1 protein-coding gene is annotated in these 23,700 nt (G+C 70.7%); it reads right to left on the bottom strand.

What is annotated here, in order from left to right:
* Positions 1-26: 26 nt before the first annotated feature.
* Positions 27-23,135, bottom strand: a complete 23,109-nt coding sequence (locus ACFULV_RS10560; protein WP_378655336.1) for a non-ribosomal peptide synthase/polyketide synthase — start codon at positions 23,133-23,135, stop codon at positions 27-29.
* Between the last annotated feature and the right edge of the window lie 565 nt (positions 23,136-23,700).

Raw genomic sequence — 23,700 nt, 5'->3', positions numbered from 1 at the left:
CAGGCACGACGGCCGGCTCCGCGATTCTATGCGCCCATCGCCCCCGCCCGCGCATCGGCCCTCGTCGCCGGGTCCTCGCCGGCGAACCCGCGCGTATCGGATCCGCTCCCGTCGAGAACGTCCGCGATCCGGGCCAGCGCCGCCTCGCCCGCCATCGCCCAGTGCGTGGCGGGAATGCCGTGCCGGTGGACCGTGCCGTCGACGGCGGTGGCCCAACTCGCCGCGCCGCGCGATCCGCTCGGATCGTCGACGGTGGCGGCGAAGTAGACGAGGTCGCCGCCGAAGCGACGTGGCCGGTATTCGTCGACCATCCGCATCGAGGCCGTGGCGGCGTCGATGATGCGGGCGATGCGGTCGCGATCGAGTGCCGCCAGTGGTCCGCCGATACCCGCGGCCGCGGCGGCGAGACCGTCGGTGTCGAACGCGAGATCGTCACCGGCGAGCCCGCCGAGCAGGTCGCCGACGGTGGGCATCGGAGTCTGTTCCGGTCCGTCGCCGAGCCAGCTGTCCATCATGGCCAGCTGTGCCACCTGTTCGCCGTCGGCTTGCAGGCCGATGGCGACGGCGTGGGCCAGCAGCCCGCCCAGCGACCAGCCGAGCAGGTGGTACGGCCCTTCCGGCTGCACCTCGCGGATGGCGGCGATGTAGCGGCGCGCCCAGTCCTCGATCGTCGCGGGCAGCGGTTCGTCGGCGGTGAGCGCGGGCGACTGCAACCCGTAGATCGGGCGCTGCGGGTCGAGGTGGCGGGTCAGGCCGGCGAACGACCAGGACACACCGCCGACGGGGTGGATGCAGAACAGCGGCGCGCCGGTGCCGCCCGCGCGCAGCGGGAGCAGGACCGCGAACGCGTCATCGCCCGAATCATCGTCGGCGCGTAGCCGTTCCACGACGACCGCGGGCGTGGGGTCGGTGAACAACCACGCCACCGGCACCGGGCTGCCCAGTGCTTCGCTCAGTCGAGACGACAGCTGGACCGCGGTGAGGGAGTTGCCGCCGAGGTCGAAGAAGTTGTCGTCCATGCCGATGCGGTCGAGTCCGAGCACCCGGGCGAACGCGCCCGCGACGAGCTGCTCGGTCCCGGTGATCGGCGCCCGATAGCTCGCTTGGCGCAGTTCCGGGCGCGGCAGTGCGCCGCGGTCGAGTTTGCCGGAGGTGTTGACCGGCAACGCGTCCAGCTCGAGTACCACGGAGGGCACCAGGTAGCCGGGTAGTTCCGTGGCCAGCGCCGTCCGCAGCACCGCCGTGTCGAATGCCGAGCTACCCTGTGCCATCGCGGAATCGGCCGCCGCGCCCACTCGGGCACCGGGGCCGGCGCCGACGGCAGTGGCACCGTCGGACTCCTGGTTTCGCGACGCCACCACGTAGGCGACAAGCCGATCTGCGCCGACCCCGGACACCACGGCGGCCGCGGCCTGCGCCACCCCCGGCTGCCGCTGCAGCGCGGCTTCCACCTCACCGAGTTCGATGCGCTGGCCGTTGAGCTTCACCTGCAGGTCGGCACGCCCGACGTATTCCAGTGCCGGAGTGCCGTTTCCCCGCAGGCGAACGAGATCGCCGGTGCGGTACATCCGAGCACCGGACACACCGAACGGGTCCGGGACGAACCGCTCAGCCGTGAGTTCGGCGCCCCCGATGTACCCGTGTGCGAGTTGCGCGCCACCGACATACAGCTCGCCGGTCACCCCCGGCGGCACCGGGCGCATCCTGGCGTCGAGCACGTAGAGCCCCGAATTCCACACCGGCGCACCGATCGGCACCGTGACGACATCGTCATCGGTCACCCGGTGCGCACTCACCTGCACCGTGGTCTCGGTCGGCCCGTAGAGGTTCACCACCTGCGCGCCGGTCAGCGCACGCACCTGCTGTGCCAGCGCGGCGGGCAAGGCCTCGCCACCCGCGAACACCCGCCGCAGCGTCGCACCCGCGAGATTGTTGCCCGCGGCGGCCGCCTCCTGCACATGCGCCACATAGGCCGCGAGCAGTGTCGGGGCGAATTGCACTGTGTCGATGTGCTGTTCGGCGATCAGTGCGGCCAGGTAGGCCGGGTCCCCGTGTCCACCGGGCCGGGCGATGACAGTGCGGGCGCCCACCCGCTGCGGCAGCAACAGCTCCCAGATCGAGGCGTCGAAGGTGATCGGCGTCTTGTGCAGCACGGCGTCACCGGCGGCGAACCCGAACTGCTGTGCCAGCCAATCGAGCTGGTGGACGATCGCGCGATGCGGAACACCGACGCCCTTGGGCAGACCGGTCGAGCCGGACGTGAAGATCACGTACGCGGTGTGCTCCGGGAGCAACGGCGACACCCGCTCGGCATCGGCGATCGGGGACGCCGGGAAACCCGCGAGATCGACGGTGTCCAGCGTGATCACCTCGTGCCCGCGCAGCGGGAGCTCCGTGGCATCGCCGCTGGTGGTGAGCACGCAGACCGGCTGGGCGATCCGCAGGACGCGGGTAATCCGCTCCGCCGGATGATCCGGATCGATCGGCACGTAGGTGCCACCCGCCGCCAGCACCGCGTACACGCCGACCAGCAGCTCGGCCGAGCGCCGAACTCCCACCGCCACCGCGTGATCCGGCCCGACACCGTGTTCGATCAGATGGCGCGCGAGCCGGTTCACCCGAGCCGCGAATTCGGCGTAGGTGAGAACGATGTCACCGTCGATGAGCGCGACAGCGTCCGGTGTCGCCGCGGCTAGGCAATCGAACGCTGTCGGCAGAACGCCGATCGCGCCGGCGTGAGCGACGTCACCCGACAGCGACCGCGCATCCGAGGTCGCCGCGACCCGCCACGCATCGCCGGCCGGATGCGCGGTGTCGCACCAGTTCTCGAGCATCCGGCGGTCGCCGTCGGTGAGCAGGTCGATATCGCCGACCGCCCCATCCGGGTTCGCCGTGACCGCGTCGAGGATTCGCACATAGCCGTCGGCGATGCGTGCGGCCGTCTCGGCGTCGAACAGGTCGGTGGCGTAGGTCAGGCTCACCGTGCAACCACCGTCGGCGGTGTCGGCGAGGACCAGGTCCAGGTCGAACTTGGCGATGGCGGCGTCGGCGTCCAGTCCGGTCACGGTGAGGCCGGGCAGGACCACCTCGACCGGGCTCGCGGCCAGGTTCTGGAAGGCCAGCATCACCTGGAACAGCGGGCTGTGCGCGGTCGAGCGGGTCGGGTCGAGGACGTCGACGAGCCGTTCGAACGGCACCTGCGCGTTCTCGAAGGCATCCAGATCCACCCGCCGGGTCTCGCGCAGCAGCGAGCTGAACGAGGCGGCGGGGTCGACACCGGTACGCAGCACCAGCGTGTTGACGAACATGCCGACGAGATCGTCGAGGGCCTGCTCACCGCGACCCGCCACCGGGGTGCCGATCGCAATGTCGCCGGCGCCACCGAGTCGCGCGAGCAACGCGGCCAGCGCGGCGTGGGCAACCATGAACTCGCTCACGTCGGCGCGACGCGCCAACCGCGCCACCCGCTGCCACACCGGCTGCGGCACCACAGTGTCGACGCTCGCGCCACGATGCGACGCGACAGCGGGCCGCGGCCGGTCGGTGGGCAATTCGAGCAGCCCGGGCAGTCCGGCCAGCTCGGTGCGCCAGAATCGCAGCTGCCGTGCGGCGACCGACTCGGCATCGTCTTCGCTGCCCAGCACCGCACGCTGCCACAGCGTGTAATCGGCGTACTGCACCGGCAGCGGCGCCCATCCGGGATCGCTGCCCGCGCGACGGGCGAGGTAGGCGGCGGTGGTGTCACGCAGGAGCGGCCCGGCGGAGAACCCGTCGGCGCTGATGTGATGGATCACCACGACCAACACGACTTCGTCCGCCGCACAGCGCAATACCCGCACCCGCACCGGCGGCGCGACGGTGACATCGAATCCGCGCCCGATCTCGGCCGCGACGATCGCCGGTACCGCGATGGGGTCCACGGTCTCCACCACCGGCGTCGGCACGAACTCCCACACCGCCTGGTGCCCGATCCCGTCGACGGCAGGGTAGGCCGTGCGCAGCACCTCGTGCCGGTCGAGCACATCGGTGACCGCGGCGGCCAGCGCGCCCGCATCGACATCGCCGGTGAGCCGCACCGCGATCGGGATGTTGTACGCAGCGGACTCGGGGTCGAGGCGGTTGAGCAGCCACATGCGCTGCTGGGCGGCAGACAGCGGTATCCGGGCCGGTCGTTCGCCGGATGTCAACGCGATCCCCGCACCGCTGCCGGCCGTGGTCGCGAGCGCGGCGGCCAGGTCGGCCACGGTGGTCGCTTCGAACAGGGTCCGCACGGGCACCCGCGTCGACAATGCCGCGCCGAGGCGGGCGGCGACCCTGGTCGCGATGAGGGAGTTGCCGCCGAGTTCGAAGAAGTCGTCGTCGAGCCCGACCCGCTCGCGCCCGAGCACGTCACCGAACACCTCGGCCACCGCCCGCTGCGCCGTGCTGACCGGTGCCCGGAACGGCCTGGCCACGAATTCCGGTGCGGGCAGCGCCTTGCGGTCGAGCTTGCCGGAGGTGTTGAGCGGGAACGCGTCGAGCACCACGATCACCGACGGCACCATGTAGGACGGCAGCACCGCGCCGACGCCCGACCGCAGGGCCGCCGGATCCAGTGCGACGCCCGGCGTCGGCACGACATAGCCGACGAGCTGGTCACCGGTCGCACTCGCCGAGACCACCGCCGCGGCCTGACCGACCCCGGCCAGACCACCGAGCGCGGTTTCGATCTCCCCGAGCTCGATGCGCTGACCACGGAACTTCACCTGGAAGTCGATGCGCGCCAGATAGACCAGCACACCGTCGCGAGTCCACTTCACCAGGTCTCCGGTGCGATACATGCGCGCGCCCCGGGGACCGTGGTCGCGGCCGTCACCGACGGGATGCGCGGCGAGACCCGAGTCCGCGCCGACGCGAGTGTCCGCACCGACGAACGGGTCGGCGACGAATCTGTCCGCCGTGAGGTCGGCGCGGCCGAGGTACCCGCGAGCGAGCTGTTCCCCCGCCAGATACAGCTCACCGGCGACCCCCGGGGCGACCGGGCGCAGTCGTTCGTCGAGCACGTACACGCGCGAATTCCATGCGGGCACACCGATGGGCACCGTCTGCCCGGTCGCACCGTCGGCGGGCCACGCCGTCACCGACACGGCAGCCTCGGTCGGCCCGTACAGGTTGTGCACCGCCGCGGGCGATTTCGCACGCAGCGTGCCGACCGTCTCCGGGGTGAGCGCTTCACCGATCGCGAGGACGAGCCGCAGACTCGTCAGCTGCTGGGCGTCAGCGTGCGCGGCGAACATCGCCAGCATCGACGGCACGAAGTCGACGACGGTGATCCGCCACGCGGCCACCAGTTCGGCGAGGTATTGCGGGTCGCGGTGACCGTCCGGGGTAGCGAGCACCAGGGTCGCGCCCGCCGCGAGCGGTGCGAAGAAGCCCCAGACCGACAAGTCGAACCCGGCCGCGGACTTCTGCAGGTACACATCGTCGCTGTCGATCTGGTACTGCTCGATCAGCCAGGCGATCTGATTGCGAACTCCGGCACGACTCATCGCCACGCCCTTGGGCTTGCCCGTCGAGCCGGAGGTGAACAGCACGTAGGCGAGGTTCGAATCCCGCACAGGGGCGAGAAGTTCGGACTCGGCGACCGGATGACCAGGGTAGCGGGCGGTGTCGACGTCATCGAGCGCGACAACCCTGGTCGGCCGGTCAGCCGGCGCCTGCCTGTCGAATTCGGCTGCGGCGGTGGTGAGGACGAGGTGTGGCCGCGCGGTGTCGAGGATCTGGGTGATCCGGTCGGCCGGGTGGTCCGGGTCGATCGGCACATAGGCGCCGCCCGCGGACAGGACCGCGTACAGGGCGACGACGAGTTCGGTGGAGCGCCGGATGGCGAGCCCCACCAGTGTGTCGGGGCCGACACCTTCCTCGATCAGGTACCGGGCCAGGCGGTTGACCTGAATATCGAGTTCGGCATAGGTCAGGGCCGTGTCCTCGAACACGAGAGCTGTCGCGTCGGGGGTCGCCCGAACCCGCGCACGGAACGGGGTGAGTAGCGTGGCGGCGCTGTCGATCTCGTGGGTGGTGGCATTCCACTCGGTGAGGATGCGGGTGCGCTCGACCGGTTCGAGCACCTCGACGGAATCCAGCGGTGTGCGCGGCGAGGCGGCGACAGCGGTGAGCAGGCGTTCGAGCCGTCCGGCGATCGCCACCGCGGTCTCGGTGTCGAACACGTCGTGGGCGTAGGTGAGGACGCCGGTGACGCCCGCGGCCGCGCCGTCGCCCGCGTACTCGTCGCTGACGATGAGGTGCAGATCGAACTGCGACAGCTCGTTCTCGGTGTCCAGCCCCGACACGGTGATCCCGGGCAGGGCCAGCTCGGCACGCTCGAAGTTCTGGAACGAGAAGCCGACCTGGAACAGCGGATGCCGGGCGGTGGAGCGCGTCGGATCGAGCACCTCGACGAGACGTTCGAACGGCACCTCGGCATGGGCGTAGACGGCGAGGTCGGTCGCGCGCTGGCGAATCAGCAACTGCTGGAACGACTCTCCCGCCCGCAGGCGGGTACGGAAGACCAGCGTGTTCACGAACATGCCGATCAGGTCCTCGAGTGCGGCCTCGCCGCGCCCGGCGACCGGGGTGCCGACGGTGATGTCCGCACTGCCCGAGAGGCGACCGAGCAGCGCCGCGAACGCGGTGTGCACGACCATGAACAGCGTTGCTCCGGACTCCCTGGCCAGCGCACTGAGCCGGGCGTGGGTGCCCGCGTCCAGGGTCACCGGCACGGTCCCACCGGCGAGGGTACGCACCGCCGGGCGCGGGCGGTCCAGCGGCAACGCGAGCTCATCGGGGAGGTCGGCGAGTTCGCCGCGCCAGAAGTCGAGCTGGCGGGCGGCCACCGAGTCGGGATCGGCTTCGTCGCCGAGCAGCGCGCGCTGCCACAGCGCGTAGTCGGCGTACTGCACCGGCAGCGGCGTCCACCGCGGTGCCGCACCGTCGCGTCGTGCGAGGTAGGCGGTCATCAGGTCGCGCACCAGCGGCGGCATCGACGAACCGTCGGCGCTGATGTGGTGCACGACCATGGCGAGCACAGCCTCGTCGGCGCTGATCCGATACAGCACCACCCGCCACGGCACACCCGCCGTGACATCGAAGGCGGTGGCGGCCAGCGCCGTCACGGCAGCCACGACCTCCGCGGGCGCGAGGTACTGAACCCGCAGAGCCACACCGGCTTCGGCGGCGGACAGGATCTGCTGTACCGGACCTTCGGCGGTCTCGGGGTAATAGGTGCGCAGTACTTCGTGCCGGCCGATGAGATCGTCCACCGCGGCGGCGAGCGCGTCGAGATCGAGCGCGCCACCGAGTCGCACCGCGATCGGCACGTTGTAGCCGGCCGAATCCGGATCGAACCGGTTGAGGAACCACATGCGCTGCTGGGCGGGCGAGAGTGGGATCGAAGCGGGCCGCTCCCCCGCCACCAGCGCCAGTCGCGCCGCGCCGCGCTCGGCGTCGAGCGCGGCCGCCAACGCGGCCACCACCGGCGTCTCGAAGATCCGCGCCACGGGCACCTGCCGGTTCAACGCCGCCCCGAGCCGCGCCGCGACCCGGGTCGCGATCAGCGAGTTGACGCCCAGATCGAAGAAATCGTCCTCGGCACCGACCAGTTCGACACCGAGCACCTCGGCGACGACCCCGGCCACCAACTGCTCCGACGGCGTGGCCGGAGCACGGAATTCACGAGCGACCAGCTCGGGCGCGGGCAGCGCCCGCCGATCGAGCTTGCCCGAGGAATTGACCGGGAACTCAGGGAGAACGACGAACGCGCTCGGCACCATGTAGGCCGGAAGTGCCTGTTGAAGAGCGGTTTTCACCACGTCGAGATCCAGCCCCGGGACACCGAGCAGGTAGGCGGTGAGGTAGTCGCCGGTGCCGTCGTCACGGACGGTGACCACCGCCCGTTCGATGGTGTCGAGACCGGTGAGAACTGCCTCGATTTCACCGAGTTCGATGCGCAGGCCGCGCAGTTTCACCTGGAAGTCGGTGCGGCCCAGGTATTCCAGTTCACCCGAGCGAGTGCGGACCACGAGGTCGCCGGTGCGGTACATGCGGTCGCCGGGGGCGCCGAGGGGGTTGGCGACGAAGCGGTCGGCGGACAGGTCCGGTCGGGCGAGGTAGCCGCGGGCCAGTTGAACGCCGGCTAGATACAGCTCACCCGGTGTGCCGACGGGAACGGGCCGCAAACGGGTATCGAGCACGTGCAGGGCGGTGTTGGCGACCGGGGCACCGATCGGCACCGTAACCGTGTCGGTGTCGGTAACCTCGTGGAAGCTCACGTCGACCGCGGCCTCGGTGGGTCCGTACAGATTGTGCACGGCGACACCGGGAACCAGCGCGCGCAGGCGCTGGGCGTCGGCCGCGGGCAGCGCCTCACCGGAGGCGAACACCTGCCGCAGCGAAACACAGTCGGCGGCACGCGGTTCGGCGAGGAACGCCGCCAGCATCGACGGCACGAAGTGCGCGACGCCGACACCGGTGCGGGTGATGACCTCGGCCAGGTAGGCGGGGTCACGGTGCCCGTCGGGCCGCGCGATCACCAGGGTGGCACCGATCTGCAAGGGCCAGAACAGTTCCCACACCGAGACATCGAAGGTGATCGGCGTCTTCTGCAGCACGGTGTCGGCCGCGTCGAGCCGGTAGGCATCCTGCATCCACACCAGGCGATTCACGATCGCGGTATGGGTAACCGCGACACCCTTGGGCTTCCCGGTCGAGCCGGACGTGAACAGCACATACGCCAGGTCCGCTGCACGCAACGGCCGGATCCGGTCGGCATCGGTCACCGGGTCGACAGCGAACCCGGACAGATCGAGCGTGCCGGGCACGACAAGACGAATGCCGGTCTCGGTGCCGGATTCGGACGCCTGCGTACCGGATTCGACCGACCGGCTGTCGGGCTCGACGTGCGCGGCGGTGCGAGCGCCGGTTTCGGGGAAATCGGCGGCGGCCAGCACACACACCGGGGCCGCGGTCGCCAGGACGTCGGCGATCCGGTCGGCCGGGTGGTCCGGATCCAGCGGCAGATAGGCGGCGCCTGCGGCCTGGACCGCGTAGAGGGCGACCAGGAGATCGATGCCGCGCCGCAGCCCGACACCGACGACCGCGCCGGGACCGACCTGCTCGGCGATCAGCCAACGCGCCAGGCGGGCGACACGAATCGCGAACTCGCCATAGGTGATCCGCTGCCCCTCGAACTCCAGGGCGATCGCGTCGGGGGTCCGCGCGGCCTGCGCGGCGAACATCGAGACCAGCGTCGCGTCGGCGTCGAGCGGGGCGGCGGTGTCGTTCCACGCCGCGAGCTGAGCGGACTCGGCGGCATCCAGCAGATCTATCTCGCCGACCGCGATGCTGTCGTCGGCGACGACCGCGCTCAGCACCCGCACGAACCGCGCACCGAACGACGCCACCGTGTCGGCGTCGAACAGATCGGTGGCGTAGCGCAACCACCCGCGCATTCCGGGTTCCCCTGTGGCGCCGATGATCTCGTTGATCGCCAGCGACAGATCGAACTGGGTGGTCGCCGCGTCCAGAGCGAACTCGTCGATCCGCAGCCCGGGCAGCTCGATGATGGTGTCCTCGCGATGCTCGAACGCGAGCATCACCTGCACGATCGGCGAATACGCCGTGGAGCGAACCGGATTCAGCTCGTCGACGAGTTGCTCGAACGGCAGGTCGGCGTGTGCGAAGGCGCGCAGATCAGCGGCCCGCACCTCGGCCAGTAGTTCACCGAACCCGGCACCGGCATCGACCGCGGTCCGCAACACGAGGGTGTTGACGAACATGCCGACCAGGTCGTCGAGCGCGGCATCGGCCCGCCCGGCGACCGGCGTGCCGACGAGCACATCCGCGCCGGCGCCCTGACGAGACAGCAGCACCGCGAACGCCGCGTGCACCACCATGAAGGTGGACACCCCGTGGCGGCGGGCCAGCGCCTCGATCCCCGCCACGACATCGGTGGGCACCTCGAACCCGACGGCTCCACCCGCACCCGTGCGGACGGTGGGCCGAGGCCGATCCGTCGCCAGTTCGAGAACCGGTGCGATCCCGGCCAATTCGTCACGCCAGTGCGCCGACTGTCGCGCCAGCCGCGACTGCGGGTCGGCCGCGTCGCCGAGCACGGCACGCTGCCACAGGGTGAAGTCCGGATACTGCACCGGCAACGGCTCCCAGACCGGAGCGATCCCCGCGGCGCGCGCGGCATAGGCGGCGATGAGGTCCCGCGCCAGCGGCGTCGTCGACACACCATCGGCGGCGATGTGATGCACGGCGAGCACCAGCACGTGCTCTGGCTCCCGCGAACCCACGGAATTCACGGCCGCGAGACGCGGCGTGGCATCGCCGGCCACGGGTCGGCGGTCCACAGTTTCGACCCGCGTTTCGCGGCGCAGCAGCGCGGCGCGCAGAGGTGACTGAGTGGTCAGGTCGTAACCCTGGCCGATGATCGCGCGCACCGCAGCGGCCAGCTCGCCCTCGGCCACCTCGCGCACGACGGCAGCGGGCAGCACCGCGTCAGTGGGAAGGACCACCTGGGTCGGGCCGTCGGCGTCCTCGGGGAAAATGGTGCGCAGTGATTCGTGTCGGTCGAGGACATCGGCCAGCGCCGCCCACAGGGCGCCGGTGTCGAGGTCGCCGGTCAGGCGCAACGCGATCGGCAGCGTGTAGACGGCCGATGCGGGATCGATCCGGTTCAGCAACCACAGGCGAGTCTGAGCCAGCGACAACGGGATTCGATCCGGGCGCGGTCGCACCACGGTCAGCGGCGGCGACTGCTCGTGGCCGGCGCCCGCACGCTCGGCGAGTCCGGCGACGGTCGGGGCGTCGAACACATCGCGCACGTCCAGCGCACTGCCGAGGGCCGCATTGGCCCGGGCGACCAGACGCATGGCGAGCAGCGAGTTACCGCCGACAGCGAAGAAATCGTCGTTGGCGCCGATGCGCGCCAGCCCGAGCAATTCGCCGATCACACCGGCGAGCGCGGTCTGCGCACCCGGTCGCGGCGCCACGTATTCGGTGGTGACGGACAGGTCGGCGGCGGGCAGCGCGGCCCGATCCAGTTTGCCCGCCGAGTTGAGCGGCACGGTGTCGAGCACGACCAGGTGCGAGGGCACCATGTACGCGGGCACCCGGCCCGCGACGTGGGCACGCACCGCCACGCTGTCCACCTCCCCCGCCACATACCCGACCAGACACTGCCGACCGGCATCGTCGGTGGCGGGCAGCACGGTCGCGTGGGTGACGCCGGGTGCGTCGCCGAGCGCGGCCTCGATCTCGCCCAGCTCGATCCGCAGTCCACGGATCTTCACCTGGAAATCGTTGCGGCCCAAGTAGACCAGCGCACCGTCGCGATCGCGGCGGACGAGGTCACCCGTGCGGTACATGCGGGTTCCGTCGGCCCCGAACGGGTCGGCGACGAAGCGGTCGGCGGTCAGGTCTGGCCTGCCGAGGTAGCCGCGGGCCAGCTGGTCACCCGCGAGATACAGCTCGCCCGCGACACCGCCGGGCACCGGGTGCAGGCGCTCGTCGAGGACGTAGGCGCGCACATTCCAGGTCGGCCTGCCGATGGGCAGCTCGGTCTGCTCCACCGGCGCGGTGATCCGCTGGAACGTGCTGGTGATCGCCACTTCGGTGGGGCCGTAGGTGTTGTGCAGTTCGCCGGGGATCGTAGCGAGGACGGTGGCCGCCAGTGGCGCGGGCAGTTCCTCGCCACCCACGTGCAGCATGCGCAGCCCGCTCAGCGCGTCGCCGAGCCCTTCGGCGAGCATGGCGGCCAGCACCGACGGCACGATCTCCATGATGGTGACGCCCTGCTCGCGCACCACTGTCGCCTGATATTGCAGGTCGAGGTGACCGCCCGGGCGCAGCAGCACCAGCGGGGCGCCGAGCAGCGCGGGGGCCAGCAGTTCCCAGAGCGAGACGTCGAAGGTGAGGGGCGCGCGCTGCAGGAAGCGATCCGCTGATGTCATGTCGTATTCGCCACGCAGCCAGCAGATCTCGTTGACCACGGCGCGGTGCGAGATCAGTACACCCTTCGGCGTACCGGTGGAGCCGGACGTGAACAGCACGTACGCCGGGTGCTCGGGATGCAGCGGCGCCAGGCGTTCGAGGTCGGTGACCGGGCCGGCTGCCACAGTGTCGTGCGCTACGTCCTCGAGCTGGCCGACGGTGAGGACCGGGACCCCGGATCGCGACGCGGCGGCGAAATGCACCGAGGCCGTGGCGGATCGGATGCCGCTGTCCACATGGTCGAGGTCACCGGCCGCCGCGACGACGACGAGTCGCGGGGTCGCGGTCGCCAGCACCTGCCCGATGCGTTCGGCGGGCTGGCCCGCATCGATCGGCACGTACACGCCACCGGCGGCGAGTACACCGTGCAGCACCACCAGCAGTTCGATGCTGCGCGGAACAGCGACGGCCACCGGTGTTTCCGGCCCGACACCGCAGTCGATCAACCTGCGCGCCACCCGGTTCGCCCTGGCAGCGAGCGCGCCGTAGGTGATCTCGGCACCTTCGAAGATCGCCGCCACGGCGTGTGGCGCTCGCGCGGCCGCGGCATCGAGCAGGTGGGCGGCGAGTGGGGCGCGCAGGCCCAGGTCCGCGAGTGCGCGGTCGAGCGGCACCACGTCTCCGTGGTGCCGCGCCGGCAGTGTGGCCGCGGCGGGGTCGGTGAGCAAGGAGAGGTCGCCGACCGCGGTGCCGGGGGCGCTGACCGCGTCCCGCAGCACCCGATCGAGCATCCCGACCATGGTCGCGACGGTGTCGGCGTCGAACAGATCGGTGGCGTAGCGCAGTTCGAGGTCGAGACCGTCGGGCGCACCGTCGGGCGCGAAACGGTCGACGAAGGTGAAGTCCAGATCCACTTCGATCGGCGCATCCGGCAGGGTCAGCCCCGACAGCGTCAGGCCCGGCAATTCGAAGGCGGTCCTGCGCTGGTTCTGCAAGGCCAGGGAGACCTGGTACAGCGGTGAATACCCCTGTGAGCGCGCCGGATTCAATGCGTCGACGAGGCTCTCGAACGGCACGTCGGCATTGTCGAAGGCATCGAGATCGCCGGCACGGACCTCGTCGAGGAAGTCGCTGAAACGCGCGCCCGCGCGCACCTGCGCACGGAGCACGAGCGTGTTGACGAACATGCCGACGATGTCGTCGAGTTCGCGATGTCCGCGCCCGGCCACGGGTGTGCCGACGACGACGTCGGCACCGGCCGAGAGCCGCGCGAGCAGCACCGAGAGGCCCGCGTGCAGCACCATGAACGGAGTGGCCCGGTGCGCGCGAGCCAGCTCCTCGATCCCGCGATGCAGGTCGGCGCCGAGGGCGGTGGTGAAGGTGGCGCCCCGGTTGGAGGCGATCAGCGGCCTGCGCCGGTCGGCGGGCAGCGTCAGGACATCGGGCAATCCCGCGAGCCGGCGCGTCCAGTAGTCGAGCTGGCGGGCCAGCGGCGCATCCGGGTCGTCGGCGCTGCCGAGCCCCTCGGTCTGCCACAGCGCGTAGTCGGCGTAGTGCACAGCCAGCGCGGGCAGCCGGGGCTGCGCGCCCGCCGCACGGGCGGCGTAGGCAGCCACCAGATCCCGGGTCAGCGGCCCCATCGACCAGCCGTCGGCCGCGATGTGATGCACGACGAGCACCAGCACGTGTTCGGTCGCCGCTACCCGCAGCAGTGCGGCGCGCACCGGCACCTCGCGGGTGATGTCGAAACCGCCGGCGAGGACCGATACCACCGTCGCGGGCACGTCATCGGCAGCCACGTCGACAACGGCGAGCTCGGGCACGAACGCCGGACCGACGAGTTGTGTCGCCTGCCCGTCGAATTCGGGATAGGTGGTGCGCAATGTCTCGTGCCGGGCGATCAGATCGCCCAGGGCGCCGCGCAGCGCGGTCGTATCCAGCTCGCCGCTGAGCCGGATCGCGACCGGGATGTGGTACGCGGCGGAGTCCGGATCGAAGCGGTGCAGGAACCACATCCGCTGCTGGGCGGGCGAGAGCGGGATCCGCTGCGGCCGTTGGCCCGCCACCGGTCCACGCCTGCTGCCGGTGCCGCGCAGCGCGTCCAGCCGCACGGCGAGTCCGTCGACGGTGCTCGCCTCGAACAGCTCGCGCACCGGCACCCGCGCATCCAGCGCGGCACCGAGCCGGGCCGCCACCTGGGTCGCCAGCAGCGAGTTGCCCCCGAGGGCGAAGAAGTCGTCGCCCGCACCGACCCGGTCCAGGTCGAGCACCCCGGCGAACGTCGCGGCGACGATCCGCTCGGTGGCGGTGGCGGGCTCGCGGTAGTCGAGCTGCCGCAACTCCGGCGCGGGGAGTGCCCGGCGATCGAGCTTGCCGGAAGCATTCACGGGCAGCTCGTCGAGGAAGACGTAGGCACCCGGGACCATGTAGGAGGGCAGGGTCGCCGCGATCGCTGCGTCGAAGTCGGCGGTGGTGGGCGCCGCCGACGAGTCGGGTCGCGGAACAGCCGGCGCGACGTCGACAGCACGGACCGCGTCGCCTCCCGTGGAATCGGCGGGTGTCTCGGCAGCACGGACGACGTAGGCGACGAGCTGATCGGTCCGGCCTTCGTCCGAGCGAACCAGGACGGCGACGCGGCTGACGCCGGGAACCGAGGCGATCGCGGCTTCGATTTCGGCCGGTTCGATGCGCAGACCGCGCAGTTTCACCTGCAAGTCGGTGCGGCCGAGGTAATGCAGCGCCGGACCGTCGGCGCCGGTGCGCCAGGTGACCAGATCGCCGGTGCGGTACAGGCGCTCGCCCGCGCCGAAGGGGTCGGCGACGAAACGTTCGGCGGTGAGCTCGGTACGGCCGTGATAGCCGTCGGCGAGCTGCGCGCCCGCCACGTACAGCTCGCCCGGAACACCCGCGGGGACGGGACGCAGGCGCGAATCCAGCACGTACACACGGGTATCGGCGACCGGTGCGCCGATCGGCACCGTGGCGCCGAGTTCGTCACCGGCCTCGTGCGTGGTGACCTGGATGGCGGTTTCGGTCGGGCCGTACAGGTTGACCACCGTCGCGCCGGTCATCGCGCGCACCCGCCGCGCCAGGTCGGTCGTCAGCGCTTCACCGCCCGCGAAGACCAGTCGCAGCGAATCAGACTGCGCGGCAGCCGGTTCCGCCACGACCGCGGCGAGCACCGACGGTACGTACTGGACGACGCTCACCCGATGCCGCACGGTGGCTGCCGCCAGGTAGGCCGGATCGCGATGCCCGTCAGCGGTGGCGAGCACCAAGCGCGCCCCGGCGTGCAACGGCCACAGCAGTTCCCACACCGATGCGTCGAAGGTGAACGGCGTCTTCTGCAGCACCACGTCGTCGGCACCGAGCGGGTACTCCCGCTGCAACCACAGCAGCTGGTTCACCGCGGCCTTGTGCGGCACGGCCACACCTTTCGGCTTGCCGGTGGAACCCGACGTGAACAGCACATACGCGAGGTGCTCGGGACGCAGCGGCGCCACCCGCTCCGTATCGGTGATCGGCTCGCCGGACAGCTCCGACAGGTCGAGCACGTCGACCTCCACCACCGACTCGCCTACAGCCACACCGATTCCGGCAAGCGTCAGCACACAGACCGGTGCCGTCTGCGCCAGCACATACGCGGTCCGCTCGGCTGGATGATCCGGGTCCACCGGCACATAGGCCGCCCCGGCCACGAGCACGGCGTGCACCGCGACCAACTGCTCCACACCACGGCGCATCGCGACCGCGACCAGCGAGCCAGGGCCCGCTCCCAGCCCGATCAGATGACGTGCCAGTCGCGCGACTCGCACGCCGAACTCCACGTACGAAAGCTCCACTGCGGTCGTGGAATCAGCAGCACGCAGCGACACCTCGGGCACCACACCCCCGGCGCGGTGTGCGGCGATGGCATCGGCTGCCGCGTGTTCGAGCCGGGAAATCGCGCTCGAGGACGCCCCGATTCCGAGGGGCGCGCCATCGGTAACTACCCGAGCGCCGTTCTCGGCCGGCGTGCCCGCCTCGACTGTGCGCGCCGACAGACGACCCGGCTTCGCCGTCGACTCCAGGCTCTCCTGCACCGATTCGTCTCTCGCGGTGGGCGATACATCGAGCGCCCGTGCCATCGTTGTGGCGGCTGCCGGCGCGTCATCGGCCGCGGTGGGGTCGGTGTCGACGACGACGGCGATCGCGTGGGGCGTCGCGGCGGCACGGTCGGCGAGCAGCGAGGCGAGGGTCGCGGCGTGGTCGCTCTCGGTGGCGGTGTCGTTCCACGTGGTCAGGATTCGGGTCCGCTCGGCGGCGTCGAGGAAGTCGAGGTCGCCGACAGGGCGGGCCGGGTCGGCGAGGACGGCCGTGAGGATGCGATCCAACCGGGTAGCGAACGCGGCGATGGTGGTGGCGTCGAACAGGTCGGTGGCGTAGAGGAAGGCACCGGAGATGCCGGTGGGAGTGCCGCTGTCGTCGCGGTGTTCGGTGAGGGTGAGCTCCAGGTCGAACTTGGCGATGCCGGTGGGCAGGTCGACACCGGCGACGGTGAGGCCGGGGAGGGCGAGTTCGCTCGGGGTGTCCTCGTTGACGGACAGCATCACCTGGAACAGGGGGTTGCGGGCAGTGGAGCGGACCGGGTCGAGGACCTCGACCAAGCGCTCGAACGGCACGTCGGCGTGGCCGAAGGCGGCGAGGTCCTTGTCGCGGACCTGGGCGACCAGTTCGGTGAACGGGGTCGCGGGTGCCACCTCCGTGCGCAGGACGAGGGTGTTGACGAACATACCCACGAGATCATCGAGCGCACGCGCACCGCGTCCCGACACCGGCGTGCCGATCGCGATGTCGGTGGTCGCCGACAACCGCGCCAGCAGCACCGCGAACACCGCGTGCGCGGCCATGAACACCGTGATGCCCTGCGCACGGGCGAATTCCGCCAGTGCCCGATGGGTCGCGGCATCGATCTCGACGCCGTGCATCGCACCGCGCCGGGAGGCGAGCGCCGGACGGGTCCGGTCGGTGGGCAGTTCCAGCTGCTCGGGCACCCCCGCCAGCGCGTCACGCCAGAACGAGAGCTGCTTCGCCGCCACCGATTCCGGATCGGCCGCATCACCGAGCACCGCGTGCTGCCACACGGCGTAGTCGGCGTACTGCACCGGCAACGGCACCCAACCCGGGGCCGCACCGAGGGCGCGCGCGCCGTAGGCGGTGAGCACGTCCCGGATCAACGGCCCGAACGAGAAACCATCGGCGGCGATGTGATGCAACACGATGACCAGCACGTACTCAGCACCGGCGGACCCCGTCGAGTCCGCCGCTCCGGCATGCCCGTCGGCCCCGTCACGCGCACCCGATGCGCGATGCTCCAGCGCGGTGTCCGCGGCGACACGCAGCAGCGTCGCGCGGATCGGAGCATCGACGGTGAGGTCGAAGCCGGTGGAGGCGAAGGTCCGCACGGCGTCGGACAGGTCGGCCGCATCCACGATCCGCGGGTGGATCTCGGGCACGAGACCGGTCGCCGGAAGGATCTCGGCGATGGCGTTGCCGTCCAGTTCCGGGTATCGGGTGCGCAGGACCTCGTGCCGGTCCAGCACGTCGACGATCGCGGCCTGGAGTGCGGCGATGTCGAGCGCACCGGTGAGCCGGACGGCCAGCGGGATGTTGTCGGTGGCCGAGCCGGGATCGAAGCGGTTGAGGAACCACATGCGCTGCTGGGCAGGCGAGAGCGGGACGGGATCGGGCCGGGGTCCCGCCACCAGCACGGGGCCGGAGCCGGTGCCACGCAGACGGTCGGCGGCCGCGGCCAGCGTCAGCACCGTCGTGGTGTCGAAGAGCTGGCGGAGGGGAATACGTATGTCGAGGTCGGTGCCGATGCGCGCCATCAACCGGGTCGCCAGGAGCGAGTTGCCGCCCAGATCGAAGAAGTCGTCGTCGCGGCCGACCCGGTCCAGTCCGAGGACCTCGGCGAACGCGGCGGCCACCACCTGCTCGGCCACCGTCTCCGGTGCCCGGTAGGCGGCGGTGTCGAAGACCGGTGCGGGCAGCGCGGCCCGATCGAGCTTGCCGACGGGGGTCAGCGGCACGGCATCGAGAGTGACGACCGCGGCCGGCACCATGTGCGAGGGCAGGTGTGCGGCGGTGTGCGCGATGAGGGTCGCGGCGTCGACCGTGGCACCGGCGACGGGCACGACATAGGAGACCAGCAGGGTGGCGCCCGCGTCGGTCCGGTGACCGACGGTGGCGGCGAAGTCGACCGTCCGATGGCGGGCCAGGACCGCGTCGATCTCGCCGAGTTCGATCCGGAAGCCGCGCACCTTCACCTGGAAGTCGTTGCGGCCCAGGTACTCCAGATCGAACGATCCTTCGCGCCGCACCCAGCGCACGGTGTCACCGGTGCGGTACATCCGCTCGCCGGGCGCGCCGAAGGGATTGGTGACGAACCGTCCCGCGGTCAGCGCGGGCCTGCGATGGTAGCCGCGCGCCAGCTGCGCACCAGCGATGTACAGCTCGCCGACTACCCCGGCGGGCACCGGCCGTAGCCGCTCGTCGAGCACCAGTTCGGTCGTGCCCTCCACCGGCGCGCCGAGCGTGATCGCCGTTGTCGCACTGAGTGGTTCGCTGATATTGGTGACGATGGTCGTCTCGGTCGGGCCGTAACCGTTACGGAAGATCAGGCCCGGAATCGCGGCGGTCCACCGCGCCACCAGTTCCGGCGGGCACGCCTCGCCACCGACCACCACCATCCGCAGCTCGTCGAGCCCCTCCGGGTGCACCGTCGCCAGCGCCGACGGCGTGATAACCACATGGGTCACCCGCTCGGCCCGCAGCAACTCCCCCAGCTCCGCCCCACCGAACACCCCGGCGGGCGCGATGACCATCGTCGCCCCCTCGGTCACGGTCAGCAGCAGCTCGGCCACGGAGATGTCGAACGAGGGCGACGCCACGTGCAGCACGCGCGCATCGGCGCTGGCCAGGTACCGCCCGGCCTGTACGGGCAGATACGCCGCGACCGCACCGTGCGCAATCACCACGCCCTTGGGCAGCCCGGTGGTACCCGAGGTGTAGATCACGTACGCGGGATCCAACGGATCCACCGCTCGACCACCCGCGCCGCCATTCACCACATGGCCACCAGCTGCGCCGCCTGGACGGGAATCGGCCACGGGGGCATCTGGAGAGGTCACGACGCCGCCGCATCCGGTCTCGGCTTTGACGGCGCTGATCGTCCTGTCACCGGGACGTGCGTACGCGCCCAGGTCTGCCCGCGCCGCATCGTCTGGCGTGGGTTCTGTGCCGTCGAGCACGAGCCAGTTCACGGTAGCCGGCAGATCCGACCGCACCGCCTCGATCGTGATACCCGCCGCCGCGCCGGAATCGGAGAGCATGTGGGCGATGCGGTCGGCGGGGTAGTTCGGGTCGACCGGGAGGAAGCCCGCGCCGGACTTCACGACGGACCAGATCGCGGTGATCGACTCGGCCGAGCGCGGAATACTCACGGCGACAAGGTCACCCGTGCCGACGCCGAGATCGGCGAGACGAGCGGCCAGGTAGGTGGAGGCGGCGTCGAGCTCGCCGTAGGTGAGGGTGCGGGCGCCGTCTCGGATGGCGATCGCGGTGGGGTCGGCGGCGGCGCGGGCGAGCACCTGCGGCAACAGCGGAGCGGGAGTCGACGGGCCGCCGGTGCGGGCGGTCAGCTCGGCGAGTTCGGTGTCGATCAGCAGTGGCAGGTCGGCGACGGGAGTCTGCGGGGCGGCGGCGATCGCGGCGAGCAGGCCGGTGAAGCGGGCCACCGTGCGCTTGACGGTCTGCTCGTCGAACAGATCTGTGGCGTAGGAGAATTCGCCGGACAGACCCATGGCCGCGGAATCACGCAGGGTCAGGGAGAGATCGAACTTCTCGATGTCATAGGGCAAGTCGACGGCGGCCGCGCGTAAACCGGGCAGCTCGAACGAGGTCGGCGGCAGGTTCTGCAACGACAGTGCCACCTGGAACAGCGGGTGGCGACCGGCGGAACGGGTCGGCGCGAGCACTTCGACGAGCCGCTCGAACGGCAGGGTGGTGTGGTCGAAGGCGGCCAGATCCCCGGTGCGGACGCGACCGAGCAGGTCGGCGAACGGCTCGCCGCCACGCACCTGAGTGCGCAGCACGGCGGTATTGACGAACATGCCGATGACGTCGTCGAGTTCGGCCGCACCGCGCCCGGCGACCGGCGTGCCGATCGCCACATCGGCATTGCCCGACAGGCGTGCGATCAGCACCGACAATGCCGCGTGCAGCACCATGAACAGGGTCGCACCCTGTTCCGCGGCAACCGCGTTCAGCCCTGCGACCACGTCGGCATCGAGCTCGAACGAGACCCGGCGCCCCCGCATCGACGCGGTGGCGGGGCGAGGGCGATCGGTCGGCAGGCCCGACTCGTCCGGCAGTCCGGCCAGCGAGTCACGCCAGAACGCGATCTCACGCCCGGCCTGCGAGTCGGCGTCGTCCTCCGCGCCGAGAACAGCACGCTGCCACAGGGTGTAGTCGGCGTACTGCACCGGCAGCGGATTCCACTGCGGCGCCACACCTTCGGCACGCGCGTAGTAGGCGGTCATCGTGTCACGCACCAGCGGACCGGCCGACCAGCCGTCGGAGGCGATGTGATGCACCACCAGCACCAACACGTGATCACCGTCGACCTCGAACAGGCTCGCGCGCACCGGCGGTGCGGCCGTGACATCGAATCCGCGCAGAACAACGGCCGCCAACACGTCCGGAAGGTCCTCGGCGCCGATGCTGAGGGCATCGAGCAGCGTCGAAGACCCCGGCGCGACGCCATCGGCGTGGTCGCTCGAAGACACTTCGGCCGCAAGCACTTCGAGCGCCTCGGCGACAGGAAGAACCCGCTGCGTCCCCACCCCGTCGACCTCGGGGTATACCGTGCGCAGCACCTCGTGCCGCGCGATCAGATCACCCACTGCCGCCCGCAACGCATCCCGGTCCAGCGCCCCCGTCAACCGCACCGCGATCGGGATGTTGTACGCCCCGGTCTCCGGATCGAACCGGTTGAGGAACCACATCCGCTGCTGCGCGGGCGAGAGCGGCAACACATCGGGACGCGGACCCGCGACGAGCGCGGGTCGATCATCGACCACCCCACCCTCGACCAGCTTCGCCAGTACGGCCACCGTCGGGCTGTCGAAGAAGTCGCGAACATCCACCCGCACACCGAAGTTCGCCTGCAACCGGCCGATGGCGCGGGTGGCGATCAGTGAGTTGCCCCCGAGGCGGAAGAAGTCGTCGTCCAAGCCGACCACGTCCACCTCGAGCAGCTCGGCGAACAACGCGGCGACGGTGCGCTCGGTCGCCGTGCGCGGCTCCCGGAATTCGGCGGCCGACACCCGGAAGTCCGGCTCCGGCAACGCTTTCCGATCCAGCTTGCCGCTGGCATTGATCGGCATCGCGTCCAGCTGCACCAGCAGCGAGGGCACCATGTACTCGGGCATCGACGACTTGGCGTGCTCGACGAGTTCGGCCTCGTCGAGCCCCGCACCGTCGACGCTCACCACATAACCGACCAGCGCCTCACCGGCGGCATGGCGATGCAGCACCACCGCCGCGTTGCCGACGCGAGGGTGCGCGGCCAGCACGGCCTCGATCTCCCCCAGCTCGATCCGCAGACCACGCAGCTTCACCTGGAAGTCGGTGCGCCCCAGGTATTCCAGCTCACCGCGCGACTCCCGCACCAGGTCACCGGTGCGATACATGCGCTCACCGGGCACGCCGTACGGATTGGCGACGAACCGATCGGCAGTGAGCCCCGGCCGCGCCACGTACCCACGCGCCAGCTGGACACCCGCCAGATACAGCTCGCCGACCACCCCGACGGGGACCTGGTCGAGGTTCTCGTCGAGCACGAGCAGCCCGGTGTCGTCGGCGGGACCGCCGATCGGCACCGACACCTCATCGAGAGCGGTCACCTCGTGCGCGGTGACGTCGACGGCCGCCTCGGTGGGCCCGTACAGGTTGTGCAGCGCCGTCGCCGACAACGCGCGCAGCCGGGCGGCCGTGGCAGCGGGCAGCGCCTCACCGGAGGCGAACACCATCCGCAACGACGACAGATCCACCTCGGGGCCCACGTCACCGACGAACGCGGCCAGCATCGACGGCACGAAGTGCGTCACGGTGACCCGATGCTGCGCGATCAGCGCCGCCAGGTACGCCGGATCCCCGTGGCGCCCCGGTTCGGCGACCACCAGCCGGGCGCCGATCTGCAAGGGCCAGAACAACTCCCACACCGACACATCGAAGGTGTAAGGCGTCTTCTGCACCACCACATCGGCCTCGGTCATGGCGTAGCGGCGCTGCCGCCAATCCAGGTTCGCCACGATCGCCCCGTGGGTGACCGCCACACCCTTCGGCCTGCCCGTGGAGCCGGACGTGAAGATGACGTAGGCCGTGTTGGCTGCCCGCACCCCGGACACCACCTCGCCGGGCGCCGCGTCCCAGTCGATGTCATCGGTGCGCAGCACCGCCGCGCCGTTCAGATCCGGTTCGTCGCCTGCCCGTGTCACGACCACCACCGGCCGCGCCACCTCGAGCACATAGTGCAACCGGTCCACCGGATGATCGGGGTCCAGCGGCACGTACGCACCGCCGGCCCGCACGATCGCGTGCACCGCGACGATCAGCTCGACACTGCGCCGCAGCGCCAACCCGACCAGCGTCTCCGGCCCGACGCCCGCCTCGACCAACCGCGCCGCCAGCACCCGCACTCTGGCATCGAATGCCGCATAGGTCAGCGTGACGTCACCGCACTGCACCGCGACAGCATCCGGCGTCCGCGCCACCTGCGCGGCGAACCGATCGACCAGCGTCGCCGCGGCCACCACCTCCATCCCCAGCGTCGCCATCGCATCGCCCGCGAGCGAATCCAGCAGCACACCGAACGTCCCCTCGGCGGCATCGACCACGCCGGGGAACAGCTCGGCGAGCACCACCTGCACGAGCGTGTCCGCGTCCAGCGCCCCACCGGTGAGCTCGGCCATCAGCGTGAGCTGGGCGTCGAGATCGGCATAGGACACCGCGGTGCCGTCGAACTCGACCGCGATCCGCGCCGGATCCATCGCCGCGACCGTCGCCACCAGCGCTGCCAGCTGTTCTGTTTCCGCGCGCGCCGGAGTGGGGTTGGTCATCGCACACTGCCTTCCATTACCGGCCGCGGGTAACGCCACGCGGCCGCACAAACTCTCGGAACTCCCCGGCTCGAACCGGGGTGGGGTGGATCGGCGCGGGGGCGGCCAACCTCGGGCACCCTGCCCGAAATCCGCCCGCGCACACCGGATTCAGTGCGATCGGCTATGACACGATCGCGGCAATCCGGCTCGCCGCCACGCAACCAGCAATGACTCGGTTATCTCCCGACCTCCATCGTCAACCCCGACACCTGAAACACGCGTCCGAACACGAGGAGAAGCGTATTCGTTTCAATAATAAACCGGACCAGATTCAGTCAAAATCACGGCGGGGCGACACACTTTCCGGCGCTGAGAAACGGTCCAGCGATCCGACCGCGTACGCCGAGCCGACAGCGGTCGGCACTGCGCTCCGAGTGGGCGGCAGCACGGCTGTCGGCACAGATTCTTACTGTGTCCAGCCACACTAGGCGACGCAACGTTGCATCACCGTTGCATCTTCGTGATCCAGGTCACGAACCTGTCCGAGGCCGGAAACGACAAAACCCCCGCCGTACAACGGCGG

Origin of the sequence: Nocardia sp. NPDC057272 (genome assembly GCF_042668615.1) — a bacterium.
Classification (GTDB): Bacteria; Actinomycetota; Actinomycetes; order Mycobacteriales; family Mycobacteriaceae; genus Nocardia.
Note: the sequence above shows the minus strand (reverse complement) of the source record. Positions and strands in the feature narration are given on the sequence as shown.